Genomic DNA, 13,746 nt, shown 5'->3' with positions numbered 1-13,746 from the left:
ACGACCGCAGCAAATCTTTATAGTCATACTGAATATTGGTGATTCAATATAACGTTGTCTTTTCTTTCTCGAAGAAAGAATGGTGGCTACTGCGGGATTTGAACCTGCGACCCCATCATTATGAGTGATGTGCTCTAACCAACTGAGCTAAGTAGCCATCTGAGAGCGAGACAATATAATATAATCTTGCTTTCAATGCCATTATCTTTTTAAAGATAATTACACTTTAAATTGTGGCTGGGCTACCTGGATTCGAACCAGGGAATGCCGGCATCAAAAGCCGGTGCCTTACCGCTTGGCGATAGCCCAACAATGATATCTTAAACACATTCTAAATAATGGTGCGGTCGGAGAGACTTGAACTCTCACACCTCTCGGCGCCAGAACCTAAATCTGGTGCGTCTACCAATTCCGCCACGACCGCGTTATTTCCTAAAAACTCTTTGTTACTAAAGACAAACTTTAATATCAAATAGAGTGCTTAGGAAATGGTGGCTACTGCGGGATTTGAACCTGCGACCCCATCATTATGAGTGATGTGCTCTAACCAACTGAGCTAAGTAGCCATTTCCATATTGTTGCTCATTTCGAAACGTTGCCGCTTCGCTGTGAACGGGGCGCATTATGCGGAGTTGAGTGAAACCCGTCAACTTTTTTTTTGAATAAATCGCGAATAAACATCTGTTCGGTTTCTTTTTAGGCAAAGAGGCGTATTTGTCGACAAAAAACAGGTCTAAAAGGCGATATATATAGGAAGTTAAGTTTCTGGTGAGGGACAATTTAGAAAGGGGAAAAACAAAAAGGCCAGTGAATTCACTGGCCTTTTTTCTAGATGTTTAATCAGAATTATACATTGAAGCGGAAGTGAACAACGTCACCATCTTTAACGATGTATTCTTTACCTTCAAGGCGCCATTTACCTGCGTCTTTCGCACCGCTCTCACCGTTAAATTCGATGAAGTGATCGAATCCAACAACTTCAGCACGGATGAAACCTTTCTCGAAGTCTGTGTGGATCTTACCCGCTGCTTGTGGCGCAGTTGCACCTACAGGGATTGTCCAAGCACGAACTTCTTTAACACCAGCTGTGAAGTAAGTCTGAAGAGTCAGTAGTTCGTAACCAGAGCGGATCACTCGGTTAAGACCTGGTTCTTCGATACCCATATCCGCAAGGAACTCTTCGCGATCTTCGTCATCAAGCTCAGAAAGCTCTGATTCGATTGCTGCACAAACAGCAACAACAACGTTGTTTTCGTTTTCTGCGTATTCACGAACAGCGTCTAGGTATGGGTTATTTTCAAAACCATCTTCTGCAACGTTTGCGATGTACATTGTTGGCTTAAGCGTTAGGAAGTTTAGGTAGCCGATTGCTGCCGCTTCTTCTTTGCCAAGTTCAACAGTACGTGCCATACCACCTTCAGTTAGAACTGGAAGTAGCTTTTCTAGTACAGTGATTTCGAATTTAGCGTCTTTGTCGCCGCCTTTCGCTTTCTTCGCGTTACGTTGAATTGCACGCTCACAGCTGTCTAAGTCAGCCAGTGCAAGTTCTAGGTTGATCACTTCGATATCTTCAATTGGAGATACTTTGCCAGCAACGTGAACAATGTTTTCATTTTCAAAGCAGCGTACAACGTGACCGATAGCGTCAGTTTCACGGATGTTAGCTAGGAATTTGTTACCAAGACCTTCACCTTTAGATGCGCCAGCAACTAGGCCCGCGATATCTACGAATTCCATTGTCGTTGGAAGGATCTTCTGTGGATTAACAATTTTTGCTAATGCATCTAAGCGTAGATCTGGAACCGGAACGATACCTGTGTTTGGTTCGATCGTACAAAATGGAAAGTTTGCTGCTTCGATGCCTGCTTTAGTCAGTGCGTTAAACAGAGTTGACTTACCAACGTTTGGTAGACCAACGATGCCACATTTAAAACCCATGATATAAACCTTATTCTGCTTTGAACGTATGTAAGCGATTTTGTGCTTTTGGTAGGCCATCTTTTAATAAGATGTCTAGGCTGCGAACCGATTCGTCAACGACGGCCTCGATACACTCTTGCTCTTTTTGAGGAGCTTTGCCTAATACATAACCTGCAACTTTATCTTTGTGTCCTGGATGGCCGATGCCTAATCTAAGACGATAGAATTCTTTATTGTTACCCTGCTTGCTGATGATGTCTTTCAGACCATTATGTCCGCCATGACCACCACCTTTTTTAAACTTTCCAATACCAGGAGGCAGATCTAACTCATCGTGAGCGACCATGATCTCTTCTGGTTTAATTTGGTAGAACTTTGCTAAGGCTGCAACTGCTTTGCCTGACAAGTTCATAAAAGTCGTTGGGATCAGCAAACGAAGATCTTCACCGTGAACCATGATACGACCCGTTAGACCAAAGAACTTTGGTTCGTTCTTTAGTGTCACGTTATGTACACGCGCTAATTCTTCAACTACCCAAGCGCCCGCGTTGTGGCGAGTTTTGGCGTATTCTGGACCTGGATTAGCCAGTCCAACGAGAAGTTTTATTTGTTGGCTCAAGGTATGGATCTCTCTTGGGATTTCAAAAAGCGCCGTATGATATCACAGTTTATGAAAAAGGTGCGAGCTAGCTGATAGCTGCGCGATTATTCCTGTTTGTGATAACTAGCAGTGCAATATTACTCAGACATAAAAAAAGCACTTCATTGACTGAAGTGCTTAATATCTTTCTCTCGCGTGTTTCTAAAACCAAGCTTTTGTAAAAAAAGCTATTGGGCTTTGATTAGTTGAACATCGCTGAGATTGATTCTTCGTTGCTGATACGACGAATCGCTTCAGCAAGCATGCGAGAAAGGCTAAGTGTTGTCACTTTACCCGTCGCAGCCATCTCTGGAGATAGAGAGATAGAATCCGTTACGATAACTTGGTCTAGAACAGAGTTCTTGATGTTGTTCGCAGCAGTACCAGAGAAAACAGCGTGAGTTGCGTAAGCGAATACACGCTTAGCACCGCGCTCTTTAAGCGCTTCAGCTGCTTTACATAGTGTGCCACCCGTATCGATCATGTCATCAACGATAACACAGTCACGACCTTCAACATCACCGATTAGGTTCATTACTTCAGAAACATTAGCACGTGGACGACGCTTATCAACGATAGCGATGTCAACATCACCTAGCGCTTTAGCCGTTGCACGAGCACGTACAACACCACCAAGGTCTGGAGAAACCACTACTGGGTTTTCTAGGCCACGGTTAGCCATGTCTTCTAGAAGAACTGGAGTGCCGAAGATGTTATCAACAGGTACATCGAAGAAGCCTTGGATTTGCTCTGCGTGTAGGTCGATAGTAAGAACGCGGTCAACGCCAACGTTAGAAAGGAAGTCTGCAACAACTTTTGCAGTAATTGGCACACGAGCAGAACGTACACGACGATCTTGACGGGCATAACCGAAGTAAGGGATTACAGCAGTAATACGGCCAGCAGAAGCACGGCGCATTGCGTCAATCATTACCACCAATTCCATAAGGTTGTCATTGGTTGGTGCACAAGTTGATTGAATCAGGAATACATCGCTACCACGAACGTTTTCATTGATTTGAACAGCGACTTCGCCATCAGAAAAACGGTCTACAGTAGCATCGCCAAGAGAGATGTATAGACGATCAGCAATACGTTGGGCTAGTTCAGGTGTTGCGTTACCAGCAAATAGCTTCATATCAGGCACGGTGGAAACCTCGGGTTGCGTCCAGTTTTAAATAGATTGTGGGTGGGCTGATTGGTATTCAGCCAGAGTTTCTTTTAAAGGAGAAATGTTTCGTCCTTTCGCTACAAAAGCGGAAACTGTGTCAGGCAGTTGTTCCAACACCAATTCGGCTTCTTTTTTGCTGCTAAATTCAGCAAAAACGCACGAACCAGTGCCAGTCAATCTCGACGGCGCGTATTGTAGCAGCCATGAAAGTTGCTTATCAACCTCTGGGTACAGCATTCGCACAATTTTTTCGCAATCGTTTACGTATTCTTGCTCTAGAAGCGTTGATAGCGCTCGCTTCGGCGTATTTCGAGTTAATTCTGAATGTGTGAATATGTCTACAGTTGCTATGCTCACTTGAGGCTTAACAACAAGATACCATTTTTCATCCGGATTAGCTGGTGACAATTGTTCTCCAACCCCTTCAGCAAAGGCGGCGTGGCCTCGAACGAAGACAGGAACGTCAGCACCAAGCTTCAAACCGATCTCGGCGAGTTGATCGTCTGACAGGTTGAGTTGCCATAAATAATTCAGAGCGACCAACACGGTTGCTGCATTTGAAGAGCCTCCGCCAATACCGCCACCCATAGGCAGTACTTTCTTGAGTTCAATATCGGCACCGAAACAGGTTGAGGTATATTGCTGTAGCGCAGTAGCGGCTTTCCAGATCAGGTTGTCTTCAAGTGCTACCCCAGGGATTTCTGGTGTGATTGTTATCGAGCTAGTTTCTGAGTTTGCGGTAACCGTCAGTTCATCACCAAAATCGACAAACTGAAATAAAGTTTGAAGTTCGTGATAGCCATTGTCACGTCGACCAGTGATATAGAGAAATAAATTCAGTTTAGCCGGAGAAGGCCAATGGGTTGGCGTTGTTATCATCTTTTCAGTGTCCACTTCGAAACTACAATGTTGATTTTGTTATTGTCTTGCTTGAATGACAATCGAGTAGGGAGTGGGATTATCTCTACCTTAGTGTTGTCTTCACCCGATAGTTGCTTATTCGGCATCTCTGTATTGCGATAGTTAGCAAAACTCAGTGTCCATAATTGGTTGCTGACTTGTTTGGTGAGAGATTCAAGCGTGTTGGTCGTGTTCAATTGGTAGCTATCGGCTTGGTCTGGAATGCCAAGGAACCATTGTGGCAGGTGATCAATAGGGATCTGTAAACCTGTCAGCTGCTCAACCAAGACTGAAGCGCTCGCATGAGTAAATACTTGATCGCCATAGGTCACGACTTTTGCACCCGATGGATCTATGGTTAGGTTCAGTGCAGTTTGACCGAGAAAAGTAGTGAGCCTTAATTGACTTTGATTTGGTGAATGTTTCCAAATGAAATTTAGGCTTTGACGTTGCTCTGGGGAAATGTAAGCGAGCTTGCCTGAGGCTTGATAGTTGTCTATCTGTAAAAGCCGATCTTGATGACTTTGCCATTCAACGCTGGTTGGTTGTTCTGGGATAGACGAGCAACCCACCATAGTTATGGCCATAAAAATAAGAGACGCGATTTTGAGAAGCTTGCTCATGTTTGCTCACAACTTGTTCAAATTTATCTAAAAAACGCTTCAACTATAGCATTGAATTCACGAACTCAGGAAAACAAATCCCGCTTGCTCTTTAAATAGAGCCATGCATCAAGTAAAATTCGCCCCTTGTTTCCATTCCCTGATCGAGAACTTCTGATACATGTCTTTGCTTGCCGTAGGTATCAATCACAATACAGCGTCGGTTGAATTGCGAGAAAAAGTCGCTTTTGGTCCAGATAAATTATCTGAGGCACTCAAGCAACTTAACGCAAATGCACACGTGAATGGAAGTGTCATACTTTCTACCTGTAATCGAACTGAAGTGTATTGCGACGTTAAAGGCGTGGCTAAAAACAAACTCATCGATTGGTTGTCGGTTTTCCATCAAGTTAGCCCAGAAGAGCTAAAGCCAAGCCTTTATATCCATGAAGAGCAAGCCGCGATTAAACACTTAATGCGCGTTGCTTGTGGTTTGGACTCTTTAGTCTTGGGTGAACCGCAGATCTTAGGTCAGGTGAAGCAAGCGTATACGGACTCGCGAGAGAACAAATCCGTTGATGCTTCAATGGAAAAACTATTCCAGAAATCATTTTCTGTTGCGAAGCGTGTTCGAACTGAAACTGAAATCGGCGGAAGCGCGGTTTCTGTAGCTTACGCAGCCTGTACCTTAGCCAAGCATATTTTTGAATCCATCGCAGATTCAACCGTGTTACTGGTTGGTGCGGGTGAAACCATTGAGCTGGTGGCTAAGCACCTTTCGGCGAATGGCTGTACAAAAATGATTGTGGCGAACCGAACTCGAGAACGTGCTCTAGGGCTAGCAGAAGAATTTGGTGCTGAAGTGATCAGCTTGAATGAGATCCCTGATCATCTTCATCGAGCGGACATCGTAATTAGCTCAACCGCAAGTCCATTGCCTATTATCGGTAAGGGTATGGTTGAGACTGCTCTAAAAACAAGAAAGCATCAGCCGATGTTATTGGTTGATATTGCCGTTCCACGTGATGTGGAATCGCAGGTTGGTGATCTAAATGATGCCTACCTTTATTCGGTTGATGATTTGCAGTCGATTGTTGATGGCAATATCGAACAACGTAAAGTTGAAGCGATTCAAGCTGAAGCGATCGTCAGTGAAGAAAGTGCCGCGTTCATGAGTTGGATGCGCTCTTTACAAGCGGTAGACAGTATTCGAGATTACCGTAAATCGGCTAACGAAATCCGCGAAGAATTATTAAGTAAAAGTTTACAATCGCTTGCCGCTGGCGGTGACCCTGAAAAAGTTTTACTCGAGCTCAGCAATAAGCTCACAAACAAATTGATCCATGCTCCAACGCGCGCACTTCAAAGTGCAGCTGAGCAAGGAGAACCTGCAAAATTAATGGTCATTAGACAGAGTTTGGGCTTAGAAAACCCTCAATAATATTAGACCTCCAACAAGATAAGACATTATGAAAGCCTCGATTCTAGTAAAGCTTGAAACACTTGTTGAACGCTATGAAGAAGTTCAACATCTACTTGGTGATCCAGATGTAATCGGGAATCAAGACAAATTCCGTGCACTTTCGAAAGAATACTCTCAACTTGAAGAAGTGACAGCTTGCTTCCAGTCATACCAGCAAGCGAAAGAAGATCTAGAAGCTGCTGAAGAGATGGCAAACGAAGACGACGCAGAAATGCGTGAAATGGCTCAAGATGAAATCAAAGATGCGAAAGCAGCAATTGAGCGTCTGACTGATGAGCTACAGATTCTTCTTATTCCAAAAGATCCAAACGATGAGCGTAACTGTTTCCTAGAAATCCGCGCAGGTGCGGGTGGTGATGAAGCAGGTATCTTCGCGGGCAACCTGTTCCGTATGTACTCTAAGTTTGCTGAGAAGAAAGGTTGGCGTGTTGAAATCATGAGCAGCAATGCTTCTGAGCAAGGCGGCTACAAAGAGATGATCGCTAAGGTTAGTGGCGACGCTGTTTACGGCACCATGAAGTTTGAGTCAGGCGGTCACCGTGTACAACGTGTACCTGAAACCGAATCTCAAGGCCGTGTTCACACGTCAGCATGTACGGTTGCGGTTATGCCTGAGATCCCAGAAGCGGATCTTCCAGAAATCAAAGCGGGCGACCTTAAAATTGATACTTTCCGTGCATCAGGCGCGGGTGGTCAGCACGTTAACACCACGGATTCAGCAATCCGTATTACTCACTTACCAACGGGTACAGTAGTAGAGTGTCAGGACGAGCGTTCTCAGCATAAAAACAAAGCGAAAGCGATGGCTGTTCTTGCTGCTCGTATTGTTCAAGCAGAAGAAGAGCGCCGCGCGGCAGCGGTTTCTGATACACGTCGTAACCTACTAGGTTCGGGTGACCGTAGTGACCGTATTCGTACGTACAACTACCCACAAGGCCGTGTTTCGGATCACCGTATCAACCTTACAATTTACCGTCTTAACGAAGTACTTGAAGGTGACATGCAAAGCTTGCTTGATCCTGTACTTCAAGAGCACCAAGCCGATCAGCTTGCTGCACTTGCAGAGAACAACTAACCAGTATGCAGTCAGCATATACGGTTGAAAGTGCTTTAAAAGCAGCAATCGTAAAGCTTCAAGAGGGTGATAACACATCACCCTCTATTGATGCCGCGGTACTGCTTTGTCACGCCTTAGATAAACCAAGATCTTACCTACTGACTTGGCCTGAGAAGCATCTCACCTCTGAGCAAGAGTCTGAATTCAATGCCCTTCTAAAACGTCGCTTAACCGGTGAGCCTGTGGCTTACATTATCGGTGAGCGTGAGTTTTGGTCACTGCCGTTAAAAGTTTCCCCTTCTACATTAATCCCACGCCCAGATACCGAGCGTTTGGTTGAAGTAGCGTTGGATAAAACCTTTGGCAAGCAAGGCGCGATTCTCGATTTAGGGACAGGTACAGGTGCTATCGCGTTAGCATTGGCGTCTGAGATGCCGAATCGACAGGTGACGGGTATTGATCTTCGCCCTGAAGCGCAGCAGCTTGCGACAGAGAATGCACAGCGTCTCAACATCACCAATGCGACTTTTTTGCATGGTAGTTGGTTTGAGCCTTTGAGCTCTGAAGGCGTTGTGAAATTCTCTCTGATTGTTTCTAACCCGCCATACATTGAGAAGAATGATCCTCATTTGTCTCAAGGCGATGTGCGTTTTGAGCCGATCACAGCACTGGTTGCTGAAGAGAAAGGGCTTGCAGATATTCGATACATTTCTGAAAACGCACGTGGCTTTTTGGAAAATGAAGGTTGGTTAGCATTTGAACACGGCTATGACCAAGGTTTGGCAGTTCGTGAGATTATGCAGGCGCTCGGTTATCTCGATGTTGTCACAGAGAAAGATTACGGTGGTAATGACCGAGTGACATTGGGTCGTTACTGTTCATAGTTAGTGATTGTTAATCGTCTTGTGAGCAATGGATGATGAACTTGCTAAATTGATACCTTTAACTCGACAATACATTTAACCCGATAATGCATTTAGCGCAGAAATACAGAGATTTTATGCAGAACTACAGAGCATTAACGGGTATTGTGAGGCTCGTGTTAACGAAAGCACATATAAAAATATAAAGGAATACCATGTACGAAGGTCTAAAACATTTTCACCTATTAACGATTGCTATAAGTGCGCTACTTCTCTCGATTCGTTTCGCTCTTATGATGGCTAACTCACCTAAGCTTAAGCATCCTTTCTTGCAGCGTTTCCCTCATATCAATGACTCGTTGCTATTGCTATCGGGTATTGGTTTGATTTTCATCACTGGCTTTATTCCATTTACACCAGCAGCACCATGGTTAACCGAAAAACTAACTTGTGTTATGGCTTACATCGCATTAGGTTTCTTTGCGCTTAAGCTAGGTAAAAACAAGCTACTGAGAGTATTCTCTTTCTTTGGTGCGCTTGGCTGGTTAGCGATGGCAGGCAAAATCGCAATGACCAAGACACCAACATTTTTCGGTTAATTATCTCCTTATTTCGGTTAACTATCTATGTACGAATTTTTTGATGAAGACTTTGACCAGCTAGAATTAGCTGAAGGTGCATTGATCTTAAATAAAGCGATTAACCCAGAAACTCAAGACAGTTGGGCAGAGCAAGAGCTGGCGAGATTGTTAAAAGACGCCGAGTTTGCTTTGGTTAATGAAACCGATGAACAGCAGAAGTTTGAATCTTTTATTCGACTATTCTTTTATGAATGGGGTTTTGCTGGCGATAAAGATGCGTATTTCTCTTCGGAAAACGCGTTCATCGATAAAGTGCTTGAGAGAAAGAAAGGCATTCCAGTGAGTCTGGGGGCGATCTTTCTTTTTCTAGGTCGCAAGCTAGGCTTTCCTGTAGAGGGCGTCTCTTTCCCGACTCAATTCTTACTTAAAGTAAGTTGGTACGGGCAAGCTGCAGCCTACATTAACCCTTATAACGGTGAGTACGTTGGCGAACAAACGCTGCGAGCATGGCTAATTGGCCATGATGGCCCATTAGCTAAGGTGAAACCTGAGCACCTAGAAGTCGCCGACCACCCAACGATTATTGGTAAGTGGTTAGCCCTGCTCAAGAGTGCACTGCTGCGAGAAGAGCGTTATACACTTGCATTGAAGTGTACCGATCTTGCGTTAACGTTTGTGCCGGATGATCCGTATGAAATCCGTGACCGCGGTTTTATCTATCAGCAGCTAGACTGTCACCAAGTGGCCGTAACCGATTATCAATACTTTATCGACCAATGCCCAGATGACCCTGCATCTGAGTTACTGAAATCTCAAGTGAACGTCATGAACGAAAAGACAGTGGTAGTTCACTAATTAATAATTATTTAGAGAGAATATGATGGAACAAAAAACAGTTCACATTGGCGATATGCCAATTGCTAACGACAAGCCATTTACGCTATTTGCAGGCATGAACGTTCTTGAATCTCGCGATCTTGCTATGCAGATCTGTGAGCACTATGTAAAAGTAACCGAGAAGCTGGGCATCCCTTACGTATTTAAGGCGTCTTTTGATAAAGCGAACCGCAGCTCAGTTCATTCATACCGTGGTCCAGGAATGGAAGAAGGTCTCAAAATCTTCCAAGAGCTGAAAGATACTTTCGGCGTGAAGATCATTACTGATATCCACACAGAAGCTCAAGCTCAGCCTGTTGCGGATGTGGTTGATGTAATCCAACTACCTGCATTCCTAGCTCGTCAAACTGATCTTGTTGAAGCAATGGCTAAGACTGGCGCAGTAATCAACGTGAAGAAGCCTCAGTTCATGAGCCCGAATCAAGTTGGCAACATCGTTGATAAGTTCGCTGAGTGCGGTAATGACAACATCATCCTTTGTGAGCGTGGCGCTTGCATGGGTTACGATAACCTTGTTGTGGATATGCTTGGCTTTGGCGTAATGAAGAAGTCTTCAAACGGTAGCCCAATCATCTTCGACGTGACGCACTCTCTACAAATGCGTGACCCATCAGGTGCTGCATCTGGCGGTCGTCGTGAGCAAACGGTTGAACTTGCTAAAGCGGGTCTTGCTACGGGTATTGCGGGTCTGTTCATTGAAGCTCACCCAAACCCAGACCAAGCTCGTTGTGATGGCCCATCTGCGCTACCTCTAGACAAACTAGAGCCGTTCTTGAAGCAGATGAAAGCACTTGATGACCTTATCAAAGGCTTTGAGCATATTGATATTAAATAATTGAGATGGATGTGAAGTAACGGAAACGTTATTTAACAAAGTTGATCTAAGAAAGCCCAGTTCTCTGAATTGGGCTTTTTTTTATCTCGTAAAATCAGCCGAACATAAACCGTTCATTTAAAGAGTTGTTAACGTGGCGGGTTATTACCTAAGAAACTCTTATATGAGTGTGAGGTCAGTCCTGTTTGCAGTAAATTGCTGATATTCATCACACTTTGTAAGTAAACGATTGCTTGTGATGCAGGGGAAGTTTGAGTGTAATCTCATAATTTTGTTACACTTAACTGTTGACCTATGCGTGACCAATTCGACATAAATATGAAATCGTCGTGTTACATCTAGAATGTTAATTTAAGATTAGTCATGTTGAAGTCTTATTGTTCGAACTCCAGGAAAGGGGTCGCAATAGATTATAAAAAGCAGTGGATTCCCTAAAAAGTTCAAAGGTATGACAATGAAGCAACGCCTTATTCTAAAGACAGCACTAAGTGCTGCAATTCTAGCTACTCTAGCTGGGTGTGCGTCTCAATCAGCTCATGATTGGAACCAAGACGAAACTTACAAGCTAACGATTCTTCACACAAACGATAACCATGGTCGTTTCTGGCAGAATAAATATGGCGAATACGGCATGTCTGCACGTAAAACGCTAGTTGACCAACTTCGTTCAGAAGTTGAAGCAGAAGGCGGTAGCGTGTTGCTTCTATCTGGCGGTGACATCAACACGGGTGTTCCAGAGTCAGACCTTCAGGACGCAGAACCTGATTTTAAAGGTATGAACAAAATTGGTTACGATGCAATGGCATTGGGTAACCACGAGTTTGATAACTCTTTAGACGTACTAGAAAAGCAGATTGACTGGGCTAATTTCCCAATGCTATCTGCAAACATCTACGATAAAGCGACAGGTGAACGTAAGTTCCAAGCTTACGAGATGTTCGAAAAGCAAGGCATCAAGATTGCGGTTATTGGTTTAACAACTGAAGATACCCAAAAGATTGGTAACCCTGAATTTATCGCAGGCATCGACTTCCGTGATCCTAAAGAAGAAGCGAAGAAGCTAATCGCTGAACTTAAAGAAACAGAAAAACCGGATCTAATCTTTGCTGTGACTCATATGGGTCACTACGAAAATGGCCAACGTGGTGTTAATGCTCCGGGTGATGTCGCACTTGCTCGTTACCTAAACGAAGGCGATCTAGACATGATCGTTGGTGGTCACTCTCAAGAGCCTGTATGTATGGAAGGCCCTAACGTTGCGAAGAAAAACTTCAAGCCGGGTGATGAGTGTAAGCCTGACGTACAGAACGGTACTTACATCGTTCAAGCTCACGAGTGGGGCAAGTACGTAGGTCGTGCTGATTACGAATTCCGTAATGGCGAGCTAGAGATGGTGAGCTACGACCTGATTCCAGTTAACCTTAAGAAGAAAGTTAAGATCGACGGTAAGAAGCAACGTGTTCTTATTCAAGATGAAATCGCACAAGACCCAGAGCTACTTGAATTCCTACGTCCTTTCCAAGAGCAAGGTCAGGCACAGCTAGAAGTTCAAATCGCTGAGACAAATGGCAAGCTTGAAGGCGATCGTAACGTCGTTCGTTTCCAACAGACCAACCTAGGTCGTTTGATTGCGACTTCTCACATGGAGCGTGCAAAAGCAGACTTCGCTGTGATGAACTCTGGTGGCGTTCGTGACTCAATTGAAGCCGGTAATGTTACTTACAAAGATGTACTGAAGGTACAGCCTTTTGCAAACATCCTGACTTACACAGACATGACGGGTAAAGAAGTTCTGGATTACCTAAATGTAGTGGCAACTAAACCAATCGATTCTGGTGCTTACGCTCAGTTTGCTGGAATCTCTATGACAGTAGCGAACGGTGAAGTATCGAATGTATTCATCGGTGGCAAACAGCTTCGTCTAGACGAAACTTACCGTTTCACAGTACCAAGCTTTAACGCTGCTGGTGGTGACGGTTACCCTAAACTGTCTGATCACCCAGGTTACGTAAATACTGGTTTTGTTGATGCTGAAGTACTGAAAGAGTACCTAGAAGCAAACAGCCCGGTTGACGTGAACAAGTACGCGCCTTCAGGCCAAATGGTTTACAAGTAATTGTATCAATAGGTGCTAAATTAGATTGACTCTAGCACCATGATAAATTTAACTAAAGCGACGCCTTGGCGTCGCTTTTTGTTTATCTATCGTTTGGATTTGTTATGACCCCTGCAATCAATCTCGCCAAGAAAAAGAAAATCGCTCATAGTGTGCACCAGTATCATCATGATGCGAATAATACGAACTATGGTTTAGAAGCCGTTGAAGCGCTTGGTCAAGATCCCAAACGTGTATTCAAAACGCTGTTGTTCTGCTTGAATGGTGTGGCGAAAGATTTGGCGGTTGCCGTTATTCCTGTCGACCAGAAGCTAAATCTAAAGCTTGCCGCTAAAGCAGCGAAAGGCAAAAAAGCAGAGATGGCCGATCCTGAGATTGCTCAGAAAACCACGGGTTATGTTGTTGGTGGCATTAGTCCGCTTGGACAGAAGAAAGCACTGCCTACCTTCGTTCATTCCAGTGCGACAGATTTTGAAACGATATGTGTGAGTGCAGGTAAGCGTGGGCTAGAGATTGAATTAGACCCAAAAGACTTAACATTTCTGACTCGCGGCCAGTTTGCTGATTTATGTTTATAGATTGTCGTCGTCATGATGATAAAACTATCGAATGACCAACAAAAACGCCCGCTAGACTAATCTAGCGGGCGTTTTTATATCGAGAGTCTCGTCTTACTGATTC

Annotated in this window: 13 protein-coding genes and 4 tRNA genes; 8 read left to right on the top strand and 9 right to left on the bottom strand. The window is 44.2% G+C overall.

The window, feature by feature from the left end; genetic code table 11:
* Positions 1-80: 80 nt before the first annotated feature.
* The 9 genes from AB4133_RS21185 to lolB form a co-directional block, all read right to left on the bottom strand.
* Positions 81-157 (bottom strand) — tRNA-Met (locus AB4133_RS21185).
* A 77-nt stretch (positions 158-234) separates the two neighbouring features.
* Positions 235-309, bottom strand: a tRNA-Gln gene (locus AB4133_RS21180).
* A gap of 30 nt (positions 310-339) precedes the next feature.
* Positions 340-424, bottom strand: a tRNA-Leu gene (locus AB4133_RS21175).
* A gap of 65 nt (positions 425-489) precedes the next feature.
* A tRNA-Met gene (locus tag AB4133_RS21170) sits at positions 490-566 on the bottom strand.
* Between the two features lie 280 nt (positions 567-846).
* A complete protein-coding gene (gene ychF / locus AB4133_RS21165; protein ID WP_010439159.1) occupies positions 847-1,938 on the bottom strand; it encodes a redox-regulated ATPase YchF in 1,092 nt (363 codons plus the stop codon).
* A 10-nt stretch (positions 1,939-1,948) separates the two neighbouring features.
* Positions 1,949-2,539, bottom strand: a complete 591-nt coding sequence (gene pth / locus AB4133_RS21160) for an aminoacyl-tRNA hydrolase (protein ID WP_004739815.1) — start codon at positions 2,537-2,539, stop codon at positions 1,949-1,951.
* Between the two features lie 223 nt (positions 2,540-2,762).
* Positions 2,763-3,707, bottom strand: coding sequence for a ribose-phosphate pyrophosphokinase (locus AB4133_RS21155; protein WP_004739814.1), 945 nt, complete (start codon positions 3,705-3,707; stop codon positions 2,763-2,765).
* 27 nt (positions 3,708-3,734) lie between these two features.
* Positions 3,735-4,610: a 4-(cytidine 5'-diphospho)-2-C-methyl-D-erythritol kinase gene (gene ispE / locus AB4133_RS21150; RefSeq protein WP_372225657.1), complete on the bottom strand. Its 876-nt coding sequence runs from the start codon at positions 4,608-4,610 to the stop codon at positions 3,735-3,737.
* The gene (gene lolB, locus AB4133_RS21145; protein ID WP_017067135.1) at positions 4,607-5,254 is read right to left on the bottom strand and encodes a lipoprotein insertase outer membrane protein LolB; all 648 of its coding nucleotides are present in this window, start codon (positions 5,252-5,254) and stop codon (positions 4,607-4,609) included. Before lolB ends, ispE begins: the two co-directional genes overlap by 4 nt.
* A gap of 160 nt (positions 5,255-5,414) precedes the next feature.
* On the opposite strand from lolB, the gene hemA reads away from it, so the two are divergent.
* The 8 genes from hemA to ybaK all read left to right on the top strand — a co-directional run bounded on the left by hemA (position 5,415) and on the right by ybaK (position 13,643).
* On the top strand, positions 5,415-6,674 hold the full coding sequence (gene hemA / locus AB4133_RS21140; protein ID WP_017062312.1) for a glutamyl-tRNA reductase: 1,260 nt from the start codon (positions 5,415-5,417) through the stop codon (positions 6,672-6,674).
* A gap of 28 nt (positions 6,675-6,702) precedes the next feature.
* A complete protein-coding gene (prfA, locus tag AB4133_RS21135; RefSeq protein ID WP_017062313.1) occupies positions 6,703-7,791 on the top strand; it encodes a peptide chain release factor 1 in 1,089 nt (362 codons plus the stop codon).
* A 5-nt stretch (positions 7,792-7,796) separates the two neighbouring features.
* On the top strand, positions 7,797-8,657 hold the full coding sequence (prmC, locus tag AB4133_RS21130) for a peptide chain release factor N(5)-glutamine methyltransferase (protein ID WP_017062314.1): 861 nt from the start codon (positions 7,797-7,799) through the stop codon (positions 8,655-8,657).
* Between the two features lie 194 nt (positions 8,658-8,851).
* Positions 8,852-9,235 carry a SirB2 family protein gene (locus tag AB4133_RS21125; protein WP_009848726.1) on the top strand — a complete coding sequence of 128 codons (384 nt, stop codon included), beginning with the start codon at positions 8,852-8,854 and terminating at the stop codon, positions 9,233-9,235.
* Positions 9,236-9,262: 27 nt separating this feature from the next.
* Positions 9,263-10,072, top strand: a complete 810-nt coding sequence (locus AB4133_RS21120) for a SirB1 family protein (RefSeq protein WP_136974806.1) — start codon at positions 9,263-9,265, stop codon at positions 10,070-10,072.
* A 22-nt stretch (positions 10,073-10,094) separates the two neighbouring features.
* A complete protein-coding gene (gene kdsA / locus AB4133_RS21115) occupies positions 10,095-10,949 on the top strand; it encodes a 3-deoxy-8-phosphooctulonate synthase (RefSeq protein WP_017069619.1) in 855 nt (284 codons plus the stop codon).
* 454 nt (positions 10,950-11,403) lie between these two features.
* Positions 11,404-13,065 (top strand): bifunctional UDP-sugar hydrolase/5'-nucleotidase UshA, encoded by a 1,662-nt coding sequence (gene ushA / locus AB4133_RS21110; RefSeq protein ID WP_229647678.1) that lies wholly within the window; start codon positions 11,404-11,406, stop codon positions 13,063-13,065.
* 104 nt (positions 13,066-13,169) lie between these two features.
* Positions 13,170-13,643, top strand: coding sequence for a Cys-tRNA(Pro) deacylase (gene ybaK, locus AB4133_RS21105; protein ID WP_017062318.1), 474 nt, complete (start codon positions 13,170-13,172; stop codon positions 13,641-13,643).
* The last annotated feature ends 103 nt before the right edge of the window (positions 13,644-13,746 follow it).

It is taken from the genome of Vibrio sp. 10N.286.52.F8 (assembly GCF_041468745.1).
Classification (GTDB): domain Bacteria; phylum Pseudomonadota; class Gammaproteobacteria; order Enterobacterales; family Vibrionaceae; genus Vibrio; species Vibrio crassostreae_C.
The sequence above is the reverse complement of the archived record's forward strand: the minus strand, read 5'-3'. Positions and strand labels throughout refer to the sequence as shown.